This window comes from uncultured Methanobrevibacter sp. (genome assembly GCF_947170395.1).
Classification (GTDB): domain Archaea; phylum Methanobacteriota; class Methanobacteria; order Methanobacteriales; family Methanobacteriaceae; genus Methanocatella.
Window position 1 is genome coordinate 1 of record NZ_CAMVTE010000001.1, and the last position, 18,520, is coordinate 18,520.

Sequence of the window (18,520 nt, forward strand, 5' to 3'; positions counted from 1 at the left end):
AAAAGAATAAAAAGACCCATATCAGATGCAGAAGATGTGGTAGAAACACTTACCACGTACGTAAAAAAGTCTGTGCTTCTTGTGGATTCGGTAAATCCAAAAAATTAAGAAGATACAGCTGGCAAAATAAAAAACCAACCACCAGGCAAAGATTGGTATAAGTTGGTTAAACCATTGAAGATTATTTAATTAATCTTCATCCAAAATCTATTTTTCTAAGTAACTTTTAAGTCACTATCTAATTTATAAGCAACTTTTTTTAGATATATTTATATAATATTATAAGACTATAATAAATTTAGGCATGACTAAATTTTTTAGGAGGTCAAAATCATGACTGGATTAGCAGATATTGCAAAAGAAAATGAAGTTGATTTGGAAAACTGTGTCGTTTTTGTAAGAGGAAAAGACGACATTTTGGCTGTTGATATTTCAAATGCAGGAATAAGGCAGAGAAGTGATGATACAATGGGATTCACTTTTTCAATCTCTCCAAAACAGGCTTTGGCACTGGAGGAATTTTTCAACAGATTCACAACAGGCGAAAAATTCTACTTTGACATTTCACAAACCGGCTACAGGCCGGTCTATTACAGGGGTTTGTCTCCGATGACAAAGGAAGTCAGTGTCGAGTATGAACCTAAGTTCAACATTACATTATTTGCACAGAAAGCCATTGTTGAGCCTGATGACAATTACTTTGAGCCAACATGTGAATGCTGTGAGTTCTGCCACATCGGTTTGTGATATCATGTACATTTCAAACAAAATCATAATTAAAAAGCAAAAGCATGGGGAATATGTTGAGCTTGATCAAAGACGAGTCAGAATCAGGGAAAATGAAAATGGTCTGATGGCTTTAAGCTATGTTGCACCTGTATTTGAAATAATGGATTTAGAAAACTTCTTTGATGATGTGATTTCCTCCGAAAAGCTAACTGTGGACATCGGAGGAACCGGTGAGTTCAAGGTAAGCTACAGGGGAATAGTTGACGGTAAGGGTAAGAGTCTTCCTCAAAACCTTGACCATAAGATAATTCTCCTGCAGGAGCCTAAATGTCTTGATGTGAGGGAAAACATTCAGATTACCGGTTTTTCAAAATTCAAACCAAGAGGTAGGATTTCCGAATAATCCTACTTTTACAGTTCGTCTTCAACCGCATCCCATAAATCCACAGCCCAGCCTTGGCCAGCATCGATTACCATATCAAGCAGTCTTACTTTACCGTCTCTGAATCGGAATACTCTGTAGTCCTGTTGAGGCTTTTTGGCAGTGCCTTCCTTGTTGCAGTCAAGATATATTCCTTCACTGTATTCAGCTTCGAAGTTGCCTGCCTGAACAAAGTCGCCTACAAGGGAATATCCGTTTCTAACACTTTTGTCCAATTCTTCGATTGTTTTTAGCCATCCGCCTTGAGCTCTGAATTTTATATCTGGATCGATTCTTGTTATTTCTTCTTGCCAATTCAATATCATATATACCAAATCCTTTTTGATATTATTTTGGTATTGCTTTAAATATAAGAAAAGAGATAGAGCATTTGAAGAGTAATATTTATAACTATTGTTATATAATATTTTATATAATTGTAAATTTATAATTAATATCATATCAACTGACTTTGGGATTTAAAATGAATCTGTTTGAAAAATTTGGCATTGAAACTGAAAATGAACATCTCTATGATGTTGCATTCACTCATGGCTCTTATAGTGCAAAACATAATCTGGACTACAATTATGAACGGCTGGAGTTTTTGGGAGACTCAGTATTGAGTCTAATCGTATCTGATTATTTGTACAAGAAGTATCCTCAATATGAAGAGGGAAAACTAACCAAATTAAGGGCCAATTACGTATGCCAGTCAGCATTAATTCATTATTCCCATGAATTGGGTTTGAATGATTATCTTAGGGTTTCAGCAGAAGAATCCAACCTTACAAAAAATGAGATAATTTCAATTACTGCAGACATTTTCGAATCGTTTTTGGGAGCCATTTTCATTGACCAGGGAATCGAATTTGCAAGAGAATTTATCTCCAAAAACATTTTAATATATATTGATGAGGAAAAAATATTCTTCACAGACTACAAATCCGCAATAAAGGAATATGCGGATGTCCATGAACTGGAAATAGATTATGAAATATTGGAGGAATATGGAGTTCCTCATGACAAAACATTTATAATATCCATTTTAATCAATGGCACTGAAATGGGTGTCGGAAGAGGAAAGAACAAAAAGGAAGCGCAGCAGGCAGCGGCTAAAGTTGCTATGGAAAAACTGAATATTGGTGTTTTAAATGAATGATGAATCTGTAGGTATTGTTGAGACAAAATACCTGAAAATTGATGAGCCAATCGAATTGGATAGCGGTGAAAGTCTTGACAATGTTACTGTTGCTTATGAGACATATGGCGAGCTTAACAAGGAAAAATCCAATGCTATCTTAATTTGCCATGCTTTAACCGGTGATGCTCATGCTGCAGGTTGGCATGAAGGCGACAAAAAGCCAGGATGGTGGGAAATTGTAATAGGTCCCGGAAAGGCCATTGACAGTGAAAAATACTTTATCATATGTTCCAATGTACTGGGAGGATGTAAAGGAACAACAGGTCCAAGTTCCATCAATCCAAAAACCGGAATGGAATACGGTATGGATTTTCCTGTAATCACTATTAAGGATATGGTTAAGGTTCAAAAGAAATTAATCGATTCATTTGGAATCAATCAGTTATATGCAATAATAGGAGGATCAATGGGAGGAATGCAGGTTCTGCAATGGATGGTAACCTATCCTAAGATGATGAAAAAGGCAATTTCTATTGCAACTTCAGCAATGTCATATCCTCAACAGATTGCATTCAATGCTGTTGGTCGTCAGGCCATTTTCTCAGATCCGAATTGGAACAATGGAAATTATTATGAAACCGGTAAAAAACCGGAAAACGGTCTTTCACTGGCCCGTATGATTGCACACATTACATATTTAAGTGATGAATCCATGGACATCAAATTCGGAAGAGGTCTTCAGGATAAGGATGAAATCAGTTATGACTTTACAATCGATTTCCAGGTTGAAAGCTATTTGAGACACCAGGGAAGAACATTCGTAAAGCGTTTTGACGCTAACAGTTATTTATACATTACAAAGGCAGTGGATTTATTCGACCTTTCAGTCAACAATTCGTTAAGTGACGGTTTTAATGATGTGGAATCCAAGGTAGAGGTAATTTCAGTTGATTCCGATTGGCTGTATCCGACAGAACAGAACAAGGAGATATTAACTGCGCTCAATGCCAATGATGTTGAAGTTTCATATTCCGAAATCAAATCTAATTATGGCCACGACGCATTTCTTCTTGAAAAAGGACAGCTTAATTTCATTTTCTCAAAATTCCTGTCCGATAACATTGTTGAAGATATAATGATGGAAAATGTTGCAACAATTAAGGAAGATGCCGATGTTCAGGATGCTGCCAAATTGATGTTGGACAAGCATGTAACACATATTCCTGTCGTTAGTGATGATTTTAAGCTAATAGGTATTGTTACAAGCTGGGATTTATCCAAATCCATTGCAACAAATTCAAATCATTTGAAAGATATCATGACAACAAATGTAAAATACTGTCATGCTCGTGACAGCATTGAAGAAATCGCAAGAAAAATGCGCGATTTTGATATTTCATGTCTTCCGGTCGTTGATAAGGACATGAAAGTATTGGGTCTTATTACAACAGACCAAATCAGTAATTTACTCAGTTAAATTACTTTCTTTTTTTTATTTATTTTTTCAGGAGACATTACTATTTCCAGAAAATCAAAGTTTATTGAAGGCGCCAAAAAGGGTATTCCAATCACATTCGGCTATGTTCCGATGGGAATTGGCTATGCCGCAATAGCTATAAAGGCTGGTTTTACACCATTGCAGACTATTTCAATGTCATTTTTGGTATATGCAGGTGCAGGCCAGATTATAGCAGCATCAATGGCTCTTAGTGGTGCAACTGCCATAGCTATTATTTTAACAAACTTTGTTGTAAACTTAAGGTATTTTGTAATGTCAACATGCGTTCTAAATCAGGTTGAAGAGTCAAACACTCCACTGAATGTCATAGTGGGTCATGTAACCGTTGATGAATCCTTTGCAATGTTTTCGCTTTCAGATGATTCATCAATTTGGATATATCTCGGAATTGCAATAACAGCATGGCTTTCATGGTGTCTGGGTGCTGCAATAGGTGTGGTTATACTGGATTTGCTTCCTGTAATAGTTACAAACAGTTTCAACATTTCGTTATATGCTCTCTTTGTTGCAATATTGACTCCGGCCGTTAAGGAAAACAGACAGATTGCCATTCTGGTTTTGATAACTGCTGTTTTAAACATTGTATTGAGCAACTTTTTGGGAAACTGGTCTTTGATTGTATCAACCCTTGTAGGTGCTGCAGTTGGAATGTATATAGTTGATGATGAATATCTGCTTTCGGGTGATGCGTGATGGATTACATTAATCTTGTGATTTTGGGCTGTGCTTTGGTAACATTCATTCCGAGGTTGATTCCGGCATTATTCATTGACAGGCTTGATTTTTCACCTAAAGTGGAGAAATTCCTGAATCTGATTCCATATACTGCCCTTGCGGCATTGATATGTCCCGGAGTGCTGACAGTTGACAATCAGCTGTGGTATATCGGTTTGATTGGTGCTGTTGTAGCTGCAGGTCTTGCCTGGAAAAAGGTGCCTCTCGGCGCTATTGTAATTTTGACAGTGGTTGTTCTGATTACTGTTTATTCGATTGTTCCTTTCTTTTAGTTTTAATATTAAAATTAGTTTTTTAGCCCCAAGCAGAGATTTAAGGAAAAATGGAGGTTAATATATTGATAATTTTGATGTTTCTGCTTGGAACCATTTTGTAACATTAAATGTGTTAATGAAATGTTACATATGTTAAAGATGATTTACCTATTATATAAATGTTTCGTTTTTTATTATTTACATTAAAAATTAATATTTGATTTTTATATATTGTATTTAGAATAATAATTGCTTTAAAAATATAAATAAAAAGTATTGATATAATTTAACATAAATTATGGATTATTATTCTTATTTAAATGATTTAAACAAAATTAATAAGTTTTATTATTAACCGTTAAGTTTATATACTATGTAATGTAACATTAACATAAGTAATTAGATTTTAACATAATTACTTGAAGTACTTAAATACTTTTTGCAAAAATGAATTAATTTGTGGGAATACTATGAAAACCATGATTAAATATTTAAGACAAGAGCTCAAAATGAGCCAAAAAGAACTTGGGGATAAAGTTGGAGTTACCCGCCAGACGATTAACGCGCTTGAAAACGGCAGATATAATCCATCTTTATTTTTAGCATATGAAATTACCCAGGTCTTTAATAAAATGTTATTCAAAGGAGATCGAGAACAATATTTCGTCATGGAAGATATTTTCATTTTCGATGATGATTACTATTAGGAGTTGAAAAAATGATTTTAGATATTTATAAGGACGCACTGGAATATTCAGCAAAGGACTGGAAAACACTGGTGATTTTAGGAGTAATATGTCTGTTCAGTTTCTTGTTGCTTCCAGTATTTTTACTTACAGGTTATAATTACAGAGTTATCAATACAGCAGTACACGGAATCATCAACGGAAGGGATCCGTTGCCTGACTTTGAAGATTTGATAGATATGTTTGTTGATGGAGTTAAAGTTGTAATAGTCCAAATTGCATATTTGCTTGTTCCAGCAATTGTTTTCATACTCTTTGCGGTTGTTTCAAGACAATTGCCGGGTATAGCTTCATCTGCACTGATGATTGTCGGATGTTTGATTACATTTGCCCTTATTGTAGTTGCATGTCTTATGAACCAAATCGGATTGTGCCACATGGCATACAATGAAGGTTCATTTTCAAAGGCGTTTGCAATAGGTGAAATAAAAGAGGTAATTGATGAAATCGGCTGGTTCAACTGCATTGCAACCTATTTGGGATTGATTATAATAACTCTGGTCATATCAAGTGTTGTTACAGCAATTATTTATGCAATATTTACAGTATTCGGAATTTCAACAGCCATTTTAGGTGCAAATCCAAGCGGAATATTCATATTGGGAATATTGATTAATTCCATGGTTACAATGTTCATTGTCGGACCGTACCTTAGCATATTCAATGCAAGATCCATAGGATTATTATACACTATGCAGATTTAAGGTGATTTGATGGCAAGCATAACAGATCATGTCGTTGAGGGATTGAAATATCCTTTCAATGACATCAAAAAACTTTTAGGCTGTGGCATTCTATTTGCATTGATAAGTGCATTGTCAGTGTTCATGAGTACAAAGTCATTAGATATTTTCAGATATTGCGTGCATCTGGCTGAAAATACAAACACTACCTTATCACACATACCGCTTTCACAGCTTCCTGCCGGAGACATTTACATTTGGGTTGGTCTGGCTATTTTAAGCCTTATCATATCTCTGTTCATATTCGGATATCAGTACAGGGTAGTAAGATTTTCAATCGACAGAAAGGAAGACCTTCCTGGTTTTGATGATATTGTGTCAATGCTGGTTAACGGAATAAAATATTTCATTGTGATTGTGGCATACAACATAATTCCTGCTCTTATATTGGCAGGAGGAATAATACTGGTAGGCAACTCATCAGTATTGCTGATCATTAGTTTGATTTCAGCATTACTGTTCATAATTGCATTTTTCCTCCAGATTATGGCATTAAACAACATGGTTGCACACGACAGCCTTAAAAAGGCATTTGACATAAGGGAGATTACAGACAATATCTCCAATCTCGGATGGGGAAAATACATTGGAATTATAATCTTTACAATAATTGTATACATGATTATCATGGTTGCGGTAAACTTCATATTGAGTTTAATAACTGGAATATTCATAGCAGCCATATCAAATCAGGCTTTCTTTGTATCAATTTTCATTGCAGTGATTGAAGGACTGTTTATAGACTCATACGGAGCAATATTCTACAATAGGGTTTTCGGATCAGTATATAGGGAATCAATTAAATAATATTATGGTGATTATATGAAGTTCAATTCAAAAATATTGGGTGTTTTAGCTGTATTGGCAATTTTTCTTGCAATTTCAGCTGCAAGTGCAGTTAATTTGGAAAACGAATTTAATTTTGCAGATGATGTTTTTTCGGCCAACAATTTCACTGAAACAGTAAACGTTTCAACAAGTGATATGGCCATTGTGGTTTTTCAAAATTCAGAAAATAACTCATCTGATGTAAATTCAATAATGTATTTTAAGGATTTATCATCCGATAAAAGTGAAATAACAGGTTTTGTTAAAGATCTGGAGGGTTCCGCCAGCAAAGTTGAAGAGACAGACAAATATGTTGTATTGAAAAACTCTCCAGATTCCATGAATTTTGATGTTGGAAACAGTATTGGAGATATTTTCAATTTCGTCGGCAGCATATTTTCATCTGAAGGCATGAATGTTTCATCCGATGGAGATTCAATTTCACTGTCAAGCAATGGTTTGAAAATTTCTGATGCTGATGGTCAAAACGTATCAATCACAGCTGATGGTGTATCTGTTTCAGGTGATTCATCATCCAATGACACCGTCAAAGTTTCAAGTGATGCTGATTTCAACATTAAAGATAATGTTTATTCACTCTATTTGAAAAATCCTGCTGGTGATAAGGTTGTTGTGATATCCGGAAACAACCTGGAATTGTTGAAATCAATGGCTGAAAATGTATCTTTCAATGAGAATTAAATTTATTTTCATTTATTTTTTTTAATTTTTTTATAGGAGATTTTTATCATGTTAGACTACGTTATCGAAACAAACAACCTGTCAAAAATATATTCCAAAAATAAGGTTGTTGACTCTGTAAGCATGCATGTTGAAAGAGGCAAAATCTATGGGCTTTTGGGCAAGAACGGAGCCGGAAAAACCACAACAATGTGTATGCTTTTAAATCTTACATATCCAAGCAGCGGAGACATATATCTTTTTGGAAAAAATCCGAAAAAGAATTCTGATGGAATATATTCCAAAATAGGTTCCATTATTGAAACTCCGGGGTTTTATGAAAACCTGACGGCTTATGAGAACTTGAAAATCATTGCAAAGATAAGGGGAAATTATGATTCGTTCCATATCAATTCGGTTCTGAAAATGGTCAACCTGGAAAATGCAAAATCAAAAAAATATAAGGATTTCTCTTTAGGCATGAAGCAGCGCTTGGGAATAGCGGCCGCAATCATGCACAGTCCTGAATTGCTGATATTGGATGAGCCAATCAACGGCCTTGACCCTTTTGGAATTAAGGAAATCAGAACATTGCTTAAAAGACTGGCCCACGAGTTCGGAATAACCATTTTGATATCCTCTCATATCCTAAGCGAAATAGAAAACATTGCGGATGTCATAGGATTTATGGATGAGGGGGTCTTGATTGAAGAGATTTCAAAGGAGGACTTGCACAGTCGTCTTAATAAATTCGTTGAATTTGAAGTGTCAGACATTGACCTGGCAGTTAATATATTTAGGGAATTGGAACTTAAGGAAAATGAAGACTTCACTGTTTGCGGAAATGAAATCTGTTTGTATACTCATTTGCAGTTAAGGGACAAGTTCAATGAACTGTTTGTGAAGGCAGGAATTGATGTTAGAAAAGTAAATCTCTGCGAAGAGAACCTGGAAGAATTTTTCACACGGTTCGTATCAAATAATTGAGGTGATTTGATGTTGACTTTCATTGAAATGGAATTTTTAAAACTGAAAAGATCAAAAATATTTCTGTTAAGTATAATTGGAGCCATTCTTCCTCCATTGCTGATGTTTATTGCTGTTACAGCCTTTGATGAAGGACAAACCTTTCAGATGTTGTTTGAAAATGTGAACATGTACATGTCTGCAATGTTTGCTGTTCTTCTCTTTGCAATAATCATATCCTACCTGTTCGGCAGGGAGTACAATGAACATACTCTAAAGACCATGCTGACAATTCCGATATCTAGGGGAAAGTTTCTGATGTCCAAATATATTATGTTTCTGGTGTGGATTGTCATCCTTACAGTTGTTACAATGCTTTCAGCAACCCTCTTCGGTTTCATTGCAGGTCTTGAAGGATTTACAATGGAGCTGTTTGCAGGCAGTTTTGCACAGCTTCTATATGCAAATGTGCTGTTGTTTTTGACATTCTCTCCGTTTGTATTTGTATCCCTGTTCATTACAAACATGGTTCCTGCAATGGTGGGTGGTGCAGGTTTGTCACTGGTTAATTTAATGATTTATGGCCAAAACTGGGCGCCGTTTGTGCCTTGGGTATGTCCGTATTTAATCGCATCCGGTGAGATAGCTGAGTACACTACAAGCATTATGGTGTCTTATGGTGTTATTTTAGCCACATTTGTCATTGGATTGGCTATTTCGTATATCTATTTTACAAAAAAAGATGTTCAAATTTAGTTTTAAAGCACTGGACGGGTTAGAAATCCAGTGCTTATTCGTACTTATGTTCAGATTTGTCAAATATATCAGTGAAGAATAATATTTTGACTTAAAGGTTGATAAAAGGGTTTATTTTTGATAAATTTATACTAATTTATTCATTGGGTGGTAATCGACAGGTTCTGTTCCCATTGCTTTTACTGCCTCACAGATAAACATGTCTGTTTGAGCAACTGCAGGGAATGCGATTTTTGCATTTTCAATAGGTCCGAAGAGAACGAAGTCTCCTCCACACATCACTTGAACAATGTTAGCACCAATGTCACAAACAGTAAAAGCAGTCTTATTGCCTGCTTTTTTGTATTCTCTTAACCAGTCCCATGCGGATGGAACGTTATGAATTCCAGATCCTACAGGATATCCCCATTTTGCCTTTTCAGCAAATGAGGTTCTAGCAGCAATACCTGCACCTTGGCCTAAAGGTGTTACAGCAGTATCCATCATGAATCTGTCAATACCGCAATCTGCGGCAACTTCAAGTAAACCTTTTTCGTATGCACCATCGTCTCCATCTTCCCACATGGCCATTTTTCCTTCAATGGTAGCGTTCATTGGGTTGAATCCTAAGATAATGGATGCTGAAATGTCGGTTTCGGCAACTGCTTCCAATTCAGATTTGTCTGCTGCCATGTTAATGGAGTTATAAATTGCCCTTTCGGTTAATCCCACTTCATCGGCATATTGGGCTCCAGCTACTCTTGCATCACCTGATGTTGAATCTATAAGGAATGGAGCATCGCAAATTTCTCCAATATATTCAATATATTTTGGAAGAGCTTCAACTGTTTGCCCAAAGACTTGTACGATATACGGATTACCGGTTACATCTGAAATTGATGCCATATCATTAACTAACTGTTCGGCTCGATCTTTGTCAAAGTCCCCAGTCAATTCGTCATTAAGAATATTGTGTCCACCATAGAAAATTGTTCCTGCTAAAACGGTAGGATATTCTCCTGGCTGTCCACCCATTTCGACTCCAGCGAAGTCAAAAACTATTTGTTCTTTATCAAATTTAAACATTTAACATAACCTCTATATTTTTAGACCTAAAAAAATTCAATTTAACTTTAAAAAAATTAAATTTAGGTCTAATAAATATATTTTATTTAAGCATATATAAGTTGATATTATTAATTTTATAATAAATTTGAAATATATTGATAATTGTTTAATATATTTTTATTTTTTATATACATTTTAAATTCAAAAATATCAAGTTAACATATTTTTTTTATGAAAAGGGGTGATATTATGTTTTATTTAATCAATTAATCTTAAAAAACTTGAAATAATTAATTGTTAATGATTAATCATGATTTGGAAAATAAATTTGAAATTCGCTCTTTGATTAGGGAAATAATGGTTTCTAACAAGTTTTAAAATGGCAAATAAGTGATTATTATCTATTCTAGTTTAAAAATTGTAAAATGGATTTATTTTAAGAAATATGTGTCTAATTTAAATAGTTATGTTTTTAATTATTCCGATGGTTCAAATCTCAATTTCCTTTGATTGATTTTGAATTTTTTGTCTTAATATACTTAATTTAATAATAAAGTTTTATATATAATTTAAATCATAGTTTAATATAATTCAATTTAATTTGTGTAATATTTTTATTACTTTAAGATATGTCTAGGGAATGTATGTCATGCAAGATAGAGATTTAACCATCCAAAAAAACTATGTTGACATTATTACAAACAATTCGATAATAAAACATTATGTTAAAGGAATGTCTCGTTTTTTGATATTGTGGATTGTCAAGTTCAAGGGTCCTATACATGGTTATGCAATCCTTAAGGAATTGGATGCTTTTTTTTCAATATTGATTGAAGAAGGATCTTTAAAAAAATCAAATCCCAGCAACATTTATCCGATTCTAAACCGGATGGTGGATTTGGGTCTCATCAACAGCGAATTAAAATACAAAAACAATAAGAAACTTAAATATTTCAGCATTACGGATGATGGAACACATGTATTTGAGTATATGTGGTCCCGGTTTGACATTATCCATGCCAATTCCCAATGGGAATTGCTGTTTGAAACCATGAAATAAGATGCAATTTAAGTATGATAAATTTTAAAATATTATATCATGTGTTCAATAGTAGGTCTTCAGGGCAATTTTAAGGGTAATGAAATAATAAAAATGTTGAAAGCCTCCAAAAACAGGGGTCCTGATTCATCAGGAGTTTATCTGGATGAAATTCATGAAAATATTGATTTGGATGAATTTGCGGATGAAAATACTTATTCTATAGGTTTTGGCCATAACCTGCTTTCCATTTATGATTTAAATGACAGAATCTCAAAACCCCAGCCAGTTTCCAATGGAAATCTTACTGTTGTATTCAATGGTGAACTGTATAATTTTTACACCATGAGAAATTTCCTAAAAAAGGTTGGTGTTGAAGCTGAAATTACCTCAGACACTGATGTCATACTCTATCTGACTGAGTTTTACCAAAAGAAACTGGATCTTCTCAAGGCAGTCCAGTCAACCCTCAGACTGGTTGATGGAGATTACGCCTTTGCCGTCTATGATGGCGAAAACCTTGCAATTGCAAGAGACCCGTTGGGGGTAAAACCTTTATTTTACTCAGATGATGGTAAATTAAAAGGATTTGCATCCTCAAGACACTCCCTAAAGGAAGTGGGATTCAGTGAGATTAACACTCTTAAACCTGAACACATTCTATACAACTGGCAGGATGTTGGCCCTGCCCAGCCGATTTATGAAAATGTATTTGAAGGCGATGTTGCCAAAATAGAAAAGATGCTAAGGTTAAGTGTACTGAAAAGAGTTGAAGGGCTCTCTGAAATCGGAGTAATATTTTCAGGTGGAGTTGACAGCTCTTATTTGGCATTGCTTTTAAAGGAGATTGCAGACAATGTTGCTCTAAAAATCAAGTTATATGCAGTTGGAGCCAAAGGTTCAAAGGATGTTGAAGCTGCAATATATGCCTCCAAATTCCTGAACCTGGATTTGGAGATATGTGAAGTTACAGAGGAGATGGTTCGTGAAAGCCTGCCTCAGGTTGTTGGTGCTATAGGGGACGATAATCTCATGAAAGTTGGCGTAGGCCTTACAACATATTTTGCAACAGAGCTTGTTGCCCGTGATGGACTGAAGGTAGCAATTTCAGGCCAAGGCGCTGATGAGCTTTTCGGCGGTTATAAAAGGTATGTTCAAAGTTTCATCGACGGAACACTTAATTATGATTTGAGAGTTGACATGTCAAACATGTATCATGTTAATCTTGAAAGGGATGATGCATGCTCAATGCTTAATTCAGTAGAGTTGAGATTGCCATTTTTGGATAAAAAGCTTGTCGAGTTGGTATTGAACATTCCTGACAATAAGAAAATAGTTTCAATGCATGATGATATGAGAAAAAGTATCCTGAGAAAATTGGCTTTTGAAGAAGGTCTTGACTATGAAATCGCATACAGGCCCAAAAAGGCCGCCCAGTATGGAACCGGTATAGATAAGATATTGAGAAAGAAAATAATTAAGGATACTGATATTTCACAGTATCTATATTAATTAATTGTTATATAGGTCAAGTTCACTTAATTTAAAAATTTTACAGGATAATTTTTTTCCATATAAATCTTCTTTGAAAAATGACAAATCATAATCGTTAGTTATTATGGGATAATGTTTGTCATTTGAGTAAGATATTAATGCCATATCCTCGAAAGATGGAATTTGTGAACCTTTTCTTTTTTTGTTTAGGAATTCATCAATTTGAGGGTGCACGATTAATTTCTCAAAAAAATCATGAATTTCATCAATGGATTCTTTTGAAGGAAAATAATCCTCAACAACAAACCATTCCTTTTGTTGGAGTAGATTAAACTTGTATTTAACTTTTGATTCAAGTTTCATTTTGAAAAAATAGCCTGAATCTTTTGGCATATTTGTTAATTCTTTTTTAAAAATCATTCCCTCAATTTTTTCAGCAAATGATATTCTATTAATCTCATTAATTATGAACTTCGGAACCCTAAATGTAACCTTTTGATTGATTAAAAATTCTATTAATTTATGTGTTTTATCTGTAAACTCGACAATTTGTGTTTCTTTAGTTTTAAAACAATAATAAATAATTATATTGGAATCTAAAGCAATGTTCTCATAGATTTTAAGTCGTTTCATTGAACCACATCCTTAAAAAAAGATGGATAAATCGGAATGTTCATTAAATTTAGGTAAAATTCCAAGTTCATCGGACACATACTCTTCTAAACTGTTAAAATCATGTTTTAAATATTCTAGATTAACATATTCAAAATTGGCAAGTTTTGAATAATTTTTAAAATATTCTTTTTCAATTTTTTCACAATAATTATACAATTTATTTAACAGTTCTGATTTTTCAATGTCCTTAACATTTTCATGGTCAAATACGATTCTAAAATAATCTAATGATCCCAATATGAATAATCTATTTGAACTAATATCAAATGTTTCAAAAATATCCATCAATCCTTTTGCTTTGTCTTTAACAATTTTTTCAAATTTATCTAAATCGTTAATTTGATTATCATTAATATTTTGATTAAACAAATTAAATTTTTCAATATTATCATAGGATTTAGAAGCAATGTCTTGATGAATATGTGGTTTCAATGATTTTAAAATGTTTAAAGAATCAGTTTTGCTTAGATTTTTAGTATCCATTTTATTTGAATAATAAAGGAGTGTAGATTCGGATTCTAATGTATCATTGTCATGATTTTTAACAAATGAGTTGAATTTATCTAAGTCGATTTTGGCAATGGCTTCACATTCCTGATTAATTAAATCTGTGGAATGGTAATCCGCACTTAAAGTAGCTGAAAAAGGTCCATTGATATGAAAATTAAAATGATAGTTGTTATTCCATCCAAAAAATTTTGATAAATAAACCAATTTTTGGACTTTAATCCTAAAATCTTTGTTTTCATTAATTTTTTTCTGAAAATCTTTATCATCTTTAAAGGGTAATGTTTTTTTCATGGAATTCAAAAAATACACGAGATTATTTATTTCACTCATAAAAATACCTCACATCATATTTTTCAATTTCACCTTTGTGGTGTTTGTTATTATTATAATCTTCATTTAATATAAAGTTTTACTTCTATCTGACATCAATTTTACGAACTTAAATCAATTTTGAGGTAGACATGAACATACATGTGATTTAACTAGATTTTAAACATTTAAATTTGATGTTGATGGGGATTATTTCAATTCATTGAAAAATCTTTAACTTTATTAATATAAAAAAACATAATAAATATATTATTTATTATTATAAGGAGTTTTTAATTTATGACAATCGAGAAAGATGCTGAAGACATTATTGAGAAATTTTCAAAAATATTAGAAGACATCCCGGATTCAGATGAAACCTGGTACATTACTGATAATTTAAATTTAACACGTGAAGATCAATCTCATGAAAAAAATCCTGAAAAAATATTGAGAAATGCTCAAATTGATAAGGAAGGAAATCTCATTGTTAAAAAAGCAGATTGGACAAACTAAAGAGGGATTCAAATGAAAATGAATTTAGTTTTAGAATTGTTGGATATTCCGGGTCAGCTGGTTTCAGTACTGGAGCCAATCAGTAGTCTTGGCGCAAACCTGGTTACCGTTATCCACAAAAGGGAATTGAAAAATGAACAAGGCATGGTTCCTGTTCACCTTACAATTGAAGGGGAACGTGAAAACCTTTTCAATGTAATCCAAAAGTTCGATGATTTGGGTTTTTCCATCGTCGAAATGGATGGTGTGGTTAAAAAGGAAATGGTCAGTACAATTTTATACGGCCATATTGTTGATAAGGATGTAAGGGACACCATGGATAGAATCAACGCACTTAAAGGCGTTACTGTTGCAGGATTCGATATTAAGTTAGATGGTGAAAGAGAATCAACTGCACTTGTTACTGTAGAGACTGATTATGGTAAAAAGCAATTTGTATTTGATAAAATCAAAGAAATTGCAGAAGAAAAGGATTTGGTAATGATTAATGAAGTGTAGGGATTATTATGGATGAATGTAAGGTCATTATAATGGGATTCGGTGCAGTTGGTCAGGGTGTGGCCAATGCCATTTCCATGAAAAAGGATTTAATTTTAGAAAAAACAGGTGTGGCAGTAAAGGTCGTAGCAGCTGCCGATTCATCAACATCTGCAATATCTGCCGATGGTCTTGATGAAAAATTGCTTGTTGAAACCAAGAACAGTGAAGGAAAATTGTCAGCCTATCCTGAATTCGGATGTGATAAATCCGGTGAAGATGTCTTGGATGCTGTTGAATATGATTGTCTTATCGAAGCAACTCCTACCAATATCGTAGATGCGGAACCTGCATTTTCATTAACACTCAAAGCTTTCAGCCAAGGAAAAGATGTGGTAACATCAAACAAAGGACATTTGGCACTTAAATTCAAGGAAGTTGTAGGTGCAGCTGAAAAAGCCGGTGTGGAATTCAAATATGAAGCAAGTGTTGGCGGAGCAATGCCAATCATAAATTTCACAAAAGAGACACTCGCATCATGTGAAATCAAATCAATTGTAGGTATTCTCAACGGTACAACAAACTACATCCTGTCAAGGATGACAACTGAAGGTACAGATTATGAATCCACATTAATTGAATCACAGGAATTGGGTATTGCAGAAACTGACCCTACCCAGGATGTTGAAGGTATTGATGCAGCATGTAAAACTGTGATTTTAGCAAATTCCCTTTTGGGAATCGATGCAACCTATAGTGATGTGGTAGTTTCAGGTATTTCAAACATCAACTCAGATGCAATAGAGCTTGCCAAAAAGGATGACTACCTGATTAAGTTGATAGCTGAAGTATCCAGTGAAAATTTACGTGTATCTCCACGTTTGGTTAAAAAAGGAAGTTCCTATGATGTAGGAGGAACCTTGAACATGGCTACAATCCATACAGATTTGGCCGGAGATATAACCGTAATGGGACTTGGAGCAGGATCTCTTGAAACTGCTTCTGCGATGTTGACTGATTTAATTAGTATTTTAAAAAATAAAAACTAATTAAATTTTTTTTTTACTTTTTTTGATAACATGAAATATGTAATTTTTATTCCAGATGGGTCCAGCGACCTTCCAATTGATGCATTAGATGGTAAAACTCCTTTAATGGTTGCCAACACTCCAAATATTGATAAATTGGCTGAAAACGGTTTTGGTGGACTTACAAACAATGTTCCTGAAGGATACACTCCGGGCTCAGATGTGGCCAACATGAGCATTTTCGGATACAATCCTGCAGATTACTATACAGGTCGTGGACCGCTTGAAGCAGGCAGTGAAGGCATTCCAACAACACCTAAAGACGTTATATTCAGATGCAACACCATATTCAGTGAAACTGATTCAATGGATGACTTTAATGCAGGTCACATTTCCACCGAAGAAGCAGATGAACTGATGAAAGGATTGAACGAATACTTCACAGAAAAATATCCTGACTTTAAAGGAAAATTCTACACTGGTGTCAGTTACAGACATCTGTTTATTTACTCCTGTGACAGCATTGAAGATGCAGAAATATTATCCGCCATCAAAACAATGCCTCCACATGACATTGTCGATGAAAAGTTAGCTGATAATCTGTTTGGTGAATGTGAACTCGCTGAAGAGATTCAGCAAATAATGTTTGAATCAAGACAATACCTTAAAGACGCCGAAGTAAACCAGAAAAGGGAAATCCCTGCCAATATGATATGGCTATGGGGACAGGGCGTAACTCCAAGTCTGCCTGATTTTGAAGAGACTTATGGAATTACAGCTGCAGTGATTACTGGTGTGGATTTGCTTAAAGGTATTGGAAACTTCGCAGGAATGAATATCATTAATGTTCCTGGTGCTACAGGATATTTTGACACTGACTATGAACAGAAAGGCCAATATGGAATTGAAGCCTTAAAAGATAATGATTTATTGCTGATTCACATAGAGGCTCCTGACGAAGCGGGCCATGCCCAAAACATAGAAGAGAAAATAAAGGCAATTGAAAGGATTGATGAATTTATCGTCGGTCCGATTATTGAAAGTCTGAAAGGCCAGGACTTTAAAGCGGCAATACTGCCTGACCATCCAACCCCAATTGATATTGGAACACATACAAGAGATGATGTGCCAATAGTTATTTATGATTCACAAAGAGATGGTGATGAATGCGAATCATTTGACGAGAAAGGTGTCCTGAAAGGTTCAATTGCTATAAAAGAAGGTTATACATTAATGCAAAAATTAATTGATGGGGATTATTAAATGAAAGTTTTATTATTCAACGGCAGCCCTCATAAGAAAGGATGTACATATACGGCACTTACAGAAATCACAAAAAGCCTGAATGAAAATGATATTGAAACTGAAATATTTTGGGTGGGTACAAAACCTGTTTTAAGTTGTATGGCTTGTGGAAAATGTGCTGAGATTGGAAAATGTACTTTTGGGGATGATAAAGTCAATGAATTTGTTGAAAAGGCATATGATGCTGATGGGTTTGTATTCGGAACTCCGGTTCATTATGCAGCGGCCAGCGGGGCAACAACTGCATTTTTAGACCGTGCATTTTACTCAAATGGTCATGGAACTGGGGCTGAAGCATTCAGATTCAAACCTGCTGCAGGCATTGTATCTGCAAGAAGATCAGGTACAACTGCAACTTTTGACCAGCTAAACAAATACATGACTATTACTCAAATGCCAATAATTTCATCAGTTTACTGGAATGCAGTGCATGGAAACACTCCTGAAGAGGTAATGCAGGATGAAGAAGGTTTATTTACCATGAGGCAAATCGGTAAAAATATGGCATACTTTTTAAAATGCATTGAAGCGGGTCGTGAAAAGGGTCTTGAACCTGACATGTCTGAGGCAAAACCACGTACCAATTTCATCAGATAAC

At 34.4% G+C, this 18,520-nt stretch carries 24 protein-coding genes; 20 read left to right on the forward strand and 4 right to left on the reverse strand.

Annotated features, from left to right (window positions below; translation table 11 throughout):
* The 3 genes from Q0W04_RS00005 to Q0W04_RS00015 all read left to right on the forward strand — a co-directional run.
* On the forward strand, positions 1–161 hold a 161-nt coding region (locus Q0W04_RS00005), incomplete at its 5' end, for a 50S ribosomal protein L37e (RefSeq protein WP_298498851.1).
* A 172-nt stretch (positions 162–333) separates the two neighbouring features.
* A complete protein-coding gene (locus Q0W04_RS00010) occupies positions 334–747 on the forward strand; it encodes a hypothetical protein (protein WP_298498519.1) in 414 nt (137 codons plus the stop codon).
* A complete protein-coding gene (locus Q0W04_RS00015) occupies positions 689–1,132 on the forward strand; it encodes a hypothetical protein (protein WP_298498521.1) in 444 nt (147 codons plus the stop codon). Before Q0W04_RS00010 ends, Q0W04_RS00015 begins: the two co-directional genes overlap by 59 nt.
* 8 nt (positions 1,133–1,140) lie before the next feature.
* On the opposite strand, the gene Q0W04_RS00020 is transcribed toward Q0W04_RS00015, so the two are convergent.
* Positions 1,141–1,476, reverse strand: a complete 336-nt coding sequence (locus Q0W04_RS00020; protein WP_298498524.1) for a hypothetical protein — start codon at positions 1,474–1,476, stop codon at positions 1,141–1,143.
* 158 nt (positions 1,477–1,634) lie between these two features.
* Here Q0W04_RS00020 and rnc point away from each other — a divergent pair, with 158 nt between their 5' ends.
* The 10 genes from rnc (at position 1,635) to Q0W04_RS00070 (ending at position 9,522) form a co-directional block, all read left to right on the forward strand.
* A complete protein-coding gene (gene rnc, locus Q0W04_RS00025; RefSeq protein WP_298498527.1) occupies positions 1,635–2,312 on the forward strand; it encodes a ribonuclease III in 678 nt (225 codons plus the stop codon).
* Positions 2,305–3,771, forward strand: coding sequence for a homoserine O-acetyltransferase (locus Q0W04_RS00030; protein ID WP_298498530.1), 1,467 nt, complete (start codon positions 2,305–2,307; stop codon positions 3,769–3,771). The genes rnc and Q0W04_RS00030 overlap by 8 nt, the downstream gene beginning before the upstream one ends.
* 90 nt (positions 3,772–3,861) lie before the next feature.
* Positions 3,862–4,506, forward strand: coding sequence for an AzlC family ABC transporter permease (locus Q0W04_RS00035; RefSeq protein ID WP_298498854.1), 645 nt, complete (start codon positions 3,862–3,864; stop codon positions 4,504–4,506).
* A complete protein-coding gene (locus tag Q0W04_RS00040; RefSeq protein WP_298498533.1) occupies positions 4,506–4,820 on the forward strand; it encodes an AzlD domain-containing protein in 315 nt (104 codons plus the stop codon). Before Q0W04_RS00035 ends, Q0W04_RS00040 begins: the two co-directional genes overlap by 1 nt.
* Before the next feature lie 452 nt (positions 4,821–5,272).
* On the forward strand, positions 5,273–5,509 hold the full coding sequence (locus tag Q0W04_RS00045) for a helix-turn-helix transcriptional regulator (protein ID WP_292815268.1): 237 nt from the start codon (positions 5,273–5,275) through the stop codon (positions 5,507–5,509).
* 11 nt (positions 5,510–5,520) lie between these two features.
* On the forward strand, positions 5,521–6,252 hold the full coding sequence (locus tag Q0W04_RS00050) for a DUF4013 domain-containing protein (RefSeq protein WP_298498536.1): 732 nt from the start codon (positions 5,521–5,523) through the stop codon (positions 6,250–6,252).
* A gap of 9 nt (positions 6,253–6,261) precedes the next feature.
* On the forward strand, positions 6,262–7,098 hold the full coding sequence (locus tag Q0W04_RS00055) for a DUF4013 domain-containing protein (protein ID WP_298498538.1): 837 nt from the start codon (positions 6,262–6,264) through the stop codon (positions 7,096–7,098).
* 15 nt (positions 7,099–7,113) lie between these two features.
* The gene (locus tag Q0W04_RS00060; protein WP_298498540.1) at positions 7,114–7,821 is read left to right on the forward strand and encodes a hypothetical protein; all 708 of its coding nucleotides are present in this window, start codon (positions 7,114–7,116) and stop codon (positions 7,819–7,821) included.
* Between the two features lie 48 nt (positions 7,822–7,869).
* The gene (locus Q0W04_RS00065; protein WP_298498543.1) at positions 7,870–8,787 is read left to right on the forward strand and encodes an ABC transporter ATP-binding protein; all 918 of its coding nucleotides are present in this window, start codon (positions 7,870–7,872) and stop codon (positions 8,785–8,787) included.
* 9 nt (positions 8,788–8,796) lie between these two features.
* Positions 8,797–9,522 (forward strand): ABC transporter permease, encoded by a 726-nt coding sequence (locus tag Q0W04_RS00070; protein WP_298498545.1) that lies wholly within the window; start codon positions 8,797–8,799, stop codon positions 9,520–9,522.
* A 126-nt stretch (positions 9,523–9,648) separates the two neighbouring features.
* Here the strand turns inward: Q0W04_RS00070 and mtrH are convergent, their stop codons facing one another.
* Positions 9,649–10,587: a tetrahydromethanopterin S-methyltransferase subunit H gene (gene mtrH, locus Q0W04_RS00075; RefSeq protein WP_298498547.1), complete on the reverse strand. Its 939-nt coding sequence runs from the start codon at positions 10,585–10,587 to the stop codon at positions 9,649–9,651.
* A 631-nt stretch (positions 10,588–11,218) separates the two neighbouring features.
* Here mtrH and Q0W04_RS00080 point away from each other — a divergent pair.
* Both Q0W04_RS00080 and Q0W04_RS00085 read left to right on the forward strand, forming a co-directional pair.
* Positions 11,219–11,629 carry a PadR family transcriptional regulator gene (locus Q0W04_RS00080; protein ID WP_298498549.1) on the forward strand — a complete coding sequence of 137 codons (411 nt, stop codon included), beginning with the start codon at positions 11,219–11,221 and terminating at the stop codon, positions 11,627–11,629.
* Positions 11,630–11,668: 39 nt separating this feature from the next.
* Positions 11,669–13,120, forward strand: coding sequence for an asparagine synthase-related protein (locus Q0W04_RS00085; RefSeq protein ID WP_298498551.1), 1,452 nt, complete (start codon positions 11,669–11,671; stop codon positions 13,118–13,120).
* On the opposite strand, the gene Q0W04_RS00090 is transcribed toward Q0W04_RS00085, so the two are convergent.
* Positions 13,121–13,735, reverse strand: coding sequence for a hypothetical protein (locus tag Q0W04_RS00090; protein ID WP_298498553.1), 615 nt, complete (start codon positions 13,733–13,735; stop codon positions 13,121–13,123).
* Positions 13,736–13,747: 12 nt separating this feature from the next.
* Positions 13,748–14,617, reverse strand: a complete 870-nt coding sequence (locus Q0W04_RS00095) for a hypothetical protein (protein ID WP_298498555.1) — start codon at positions 14,615–14,617, stop codon at positions 13,748–13,750.
* A gap of 279 nt (positions 14,618–14,896) precedes the next feature.
* Between Q0W04_RS00095 and gatC the strand changes: the two genes are divergently transcribed.
* From gatC to Q0W04_RS00120, 5 genes are read left to right on the forward strand one after another with little or no spacing between them, the layout of a single operon-like run.
* Complete coding sequence (gatC, locus tag Q0W04_RS00100; protein WP_298498558.1) at positions 14,897–15,112, forward strand: Asp-tRNA(Asn) amidotransferase subunit GatC; 216 nt, start codon at positions 14,897–14,899, stop codon at positions 15,110–15,112.
* 12 nt (positions 15,113–15,124) lie between these two features.
* Positions 15,125–15,610, forward strand: a complete 486-nt coding sequence (locus Q0W04_RS00105) for an amino acid-binding protein (RefSeq protein ID WP_298498562.1) — start codon at positions 15,125–15,127, stop codon at positions 15,608–15,610.
* An 8-nt stretch (positions 15,611–15,618) separates the two neighbouring features.
* Entirely contained in the window at positions 15,619–16,638 is a 1,020-nt protein-coding gene (locus Q0W04_RS00110; RefSeq protein WP_298498565.1) for a homoserine dehydrogenase, read from the forward strand.
* A 30-nt stretch (positions 16,639–16,668) separates the two neighbouring features.
* Complete coding sequence (locus tag Q0W04_RS00115; RefSeq protein WP_298498570.1) at positions 16,669–17,880, forward strand: cofactor-independent phosphoglycerate mutase; 1,212 nt, start codon at positions 16,669–16,671, stop codon at positions 17,878–17,880.
* Positions 17,881–18,519: a flavodoxin family protein gene (locus tag Q0W04_RS00120; RefSeq protein WP_298498573.1), complete on the forward strand. Its 639-nt coding sequence runs from the start codon at positions 17,881–17,883 to the stop codon at positions 18,517–18,519.
* Position 18,520: the final 1 nt, after the last annotated feature.

What these genes read in the sequence shown, in the direction of transcription:
- Q0W04_RS00010 (WP_298498519.1), top strand. Translation starts at nt 334, where the DNA reads ATGACTGGATTAGCAGATATTGCAAAAGAAAATGAAGTTGATTTGGAA.
- Q0W04_RS00015 (WP_298498521.1), top strand. Translation starts at nt 689, where the DNA reads ATGACAATTACTTTGAGCCAACATGTGAATGCTGTGAGTTCTGCCACA.
- Q0W04_RS00020 (WP_298498524.1), bottom strand. Translation starts at nt 1,476, where the DNA reads ATGATATTGAATTGGCAAGAAGAAATAACAAGAATCGATCCAGATATA.
- rnc (WP_298498527.1), top strand. Translation starts at nt 1,635, where the DNA reads ATGAATCTGTTTGAAAAATTTGGCATTGAAACTGAAAATGAACATCTC.
- Q0W04_RS00030 (WP_298498530.1), top strand. Translation starts at nt 2,305, where the DNA reads ATGAATGATGAATCTGTAGGTATTGTTGAGACAAAATACCTGAAAATT.
- Q0W04_RS00040 (WP_298498533.1), top strand. Translation starts at nt 4,506, where the DNA reads ATGGATTACATTAATCTTGTGATTTTGGGCTGTGCTTTGGTAACATTC.
- Q0W04_RS00045 (WP_292815268.1), top strand. Translation starts at nt 5,273, where the DNA reads ATGAAAACCATGATTAAATATTTAAGACAAGAGCTCAAAATGAGCCAA.
- Q0W04_RS00050 (WP_298498536.1), top strand. Translation starts at nt 5,521, where the DNA reads ATGATTTTAGATATTTATAAGGACGCACTGGAATATTCAGCAAAGGAC.
- Q0W04_RS00055 (WP_298498538.1), top strand. Translation starts at nt 6,262, where the DNA reads ATGGCAAGCATAACAGATCATGTCGTTGAGGGATTGAAATATCCTTTC.
- Q0W04_RS00060 (WP_298498540.1), top strand. Translation starts at nt 7,114, where the DNA reads ATGAAGTTCAATTCAAAAATATTGGGTGTTTTAGCTGTATTGGCAATT.
- Q0W04_RS00065 (WP_298498543.1), top strand. Translation starts at nt 7,870, where the DNA reads ATGTTAGACTACGTTATCGAAACAAACAACCTGTCAAAAATATATTCC.
- Q0W04_RS00070 (WP_298498545.1), top strand. Translation starts at nt 8,797, where the DNA reads ATGTTGACTTTCATTGAAATGGAATTTTTAAAACTGAAAAGATCAAAA.
- mtrH (WP_298498547.1), bottom strand. Translation starts at nt 10,587, where the DNA reads ATGTTTAAATTTGATAAAGAACAAATAGTTTTTGACTTCGCTGGAGTC.
- Q0W04_RS00080 (WP_298498549.1), top strand. Translation starts at nt 11,219, where the DNA reads ATGCAAGATAGAGATTTAACCATCCAAAAAAACTATGTTGACATTATT.
- Q0W04_RS00085 (WP_298498551.1), top strand. Translation starts at nt 11,669, where the DNA reads ATGTGTTCAATAGTAGGTCTTCAGGGCAATTTTAAGGGTAATGAAATA.
- Q0W04_RS00090 (WP_298498553.1), bottom strand. Translation starts at nt 13,735, where the DNA reads ATGAAACGACTTAAAATCTATGAGAACATTGCTTTAGATTCCAATATA.
- Q0W04_RS00095 (WP_298498555.1), bottom strand. Translation starts at nt 14,617, where the DNA reads ATGAGTGAAATAAATAATCTCGTGTATTTTTTGAATTCCATGAAAAAA.
- gatC (WP_298498558.1), top strand. Translation starts at nt 14,897, where the DNA reads ATGACAATCGAGAAAGATGCTGAAGACATTATTGAGAAATTTTCAAAA.
- Q0W04_RS00105 (WP_298498562.1), top strand. Translation starts at nt 15,125, where the DNA reads ATGAAAATGAATTTAGTTTTAGAATTGTTGGATATTCCGGGTCAGCTG.
- Q0W04_RS00110 (WP_298498565.1), top strand. Translation starts at nt 15,619, where the DNA reads ATGGATGAATGTAAGGTCATTATAATGGGATTCGGTGCAGTTGGTCAG.
- Q0W04_RS00115 (WP_298498570.1), top strand. Translation starts at nt 16,669, where the DNA reads ATGAAATATGTAATTTTTATTCCAGATGGGTCCAGCGACCTTCCAATT.
- Q0W04_RS00120 (WP_298498573.1), top strand. Translation starts at nt 17,881, where the DNA reads ATGAAAGTTTTATTATTCAACGGCAGCCCTCATAAGAAAGGATGTACA.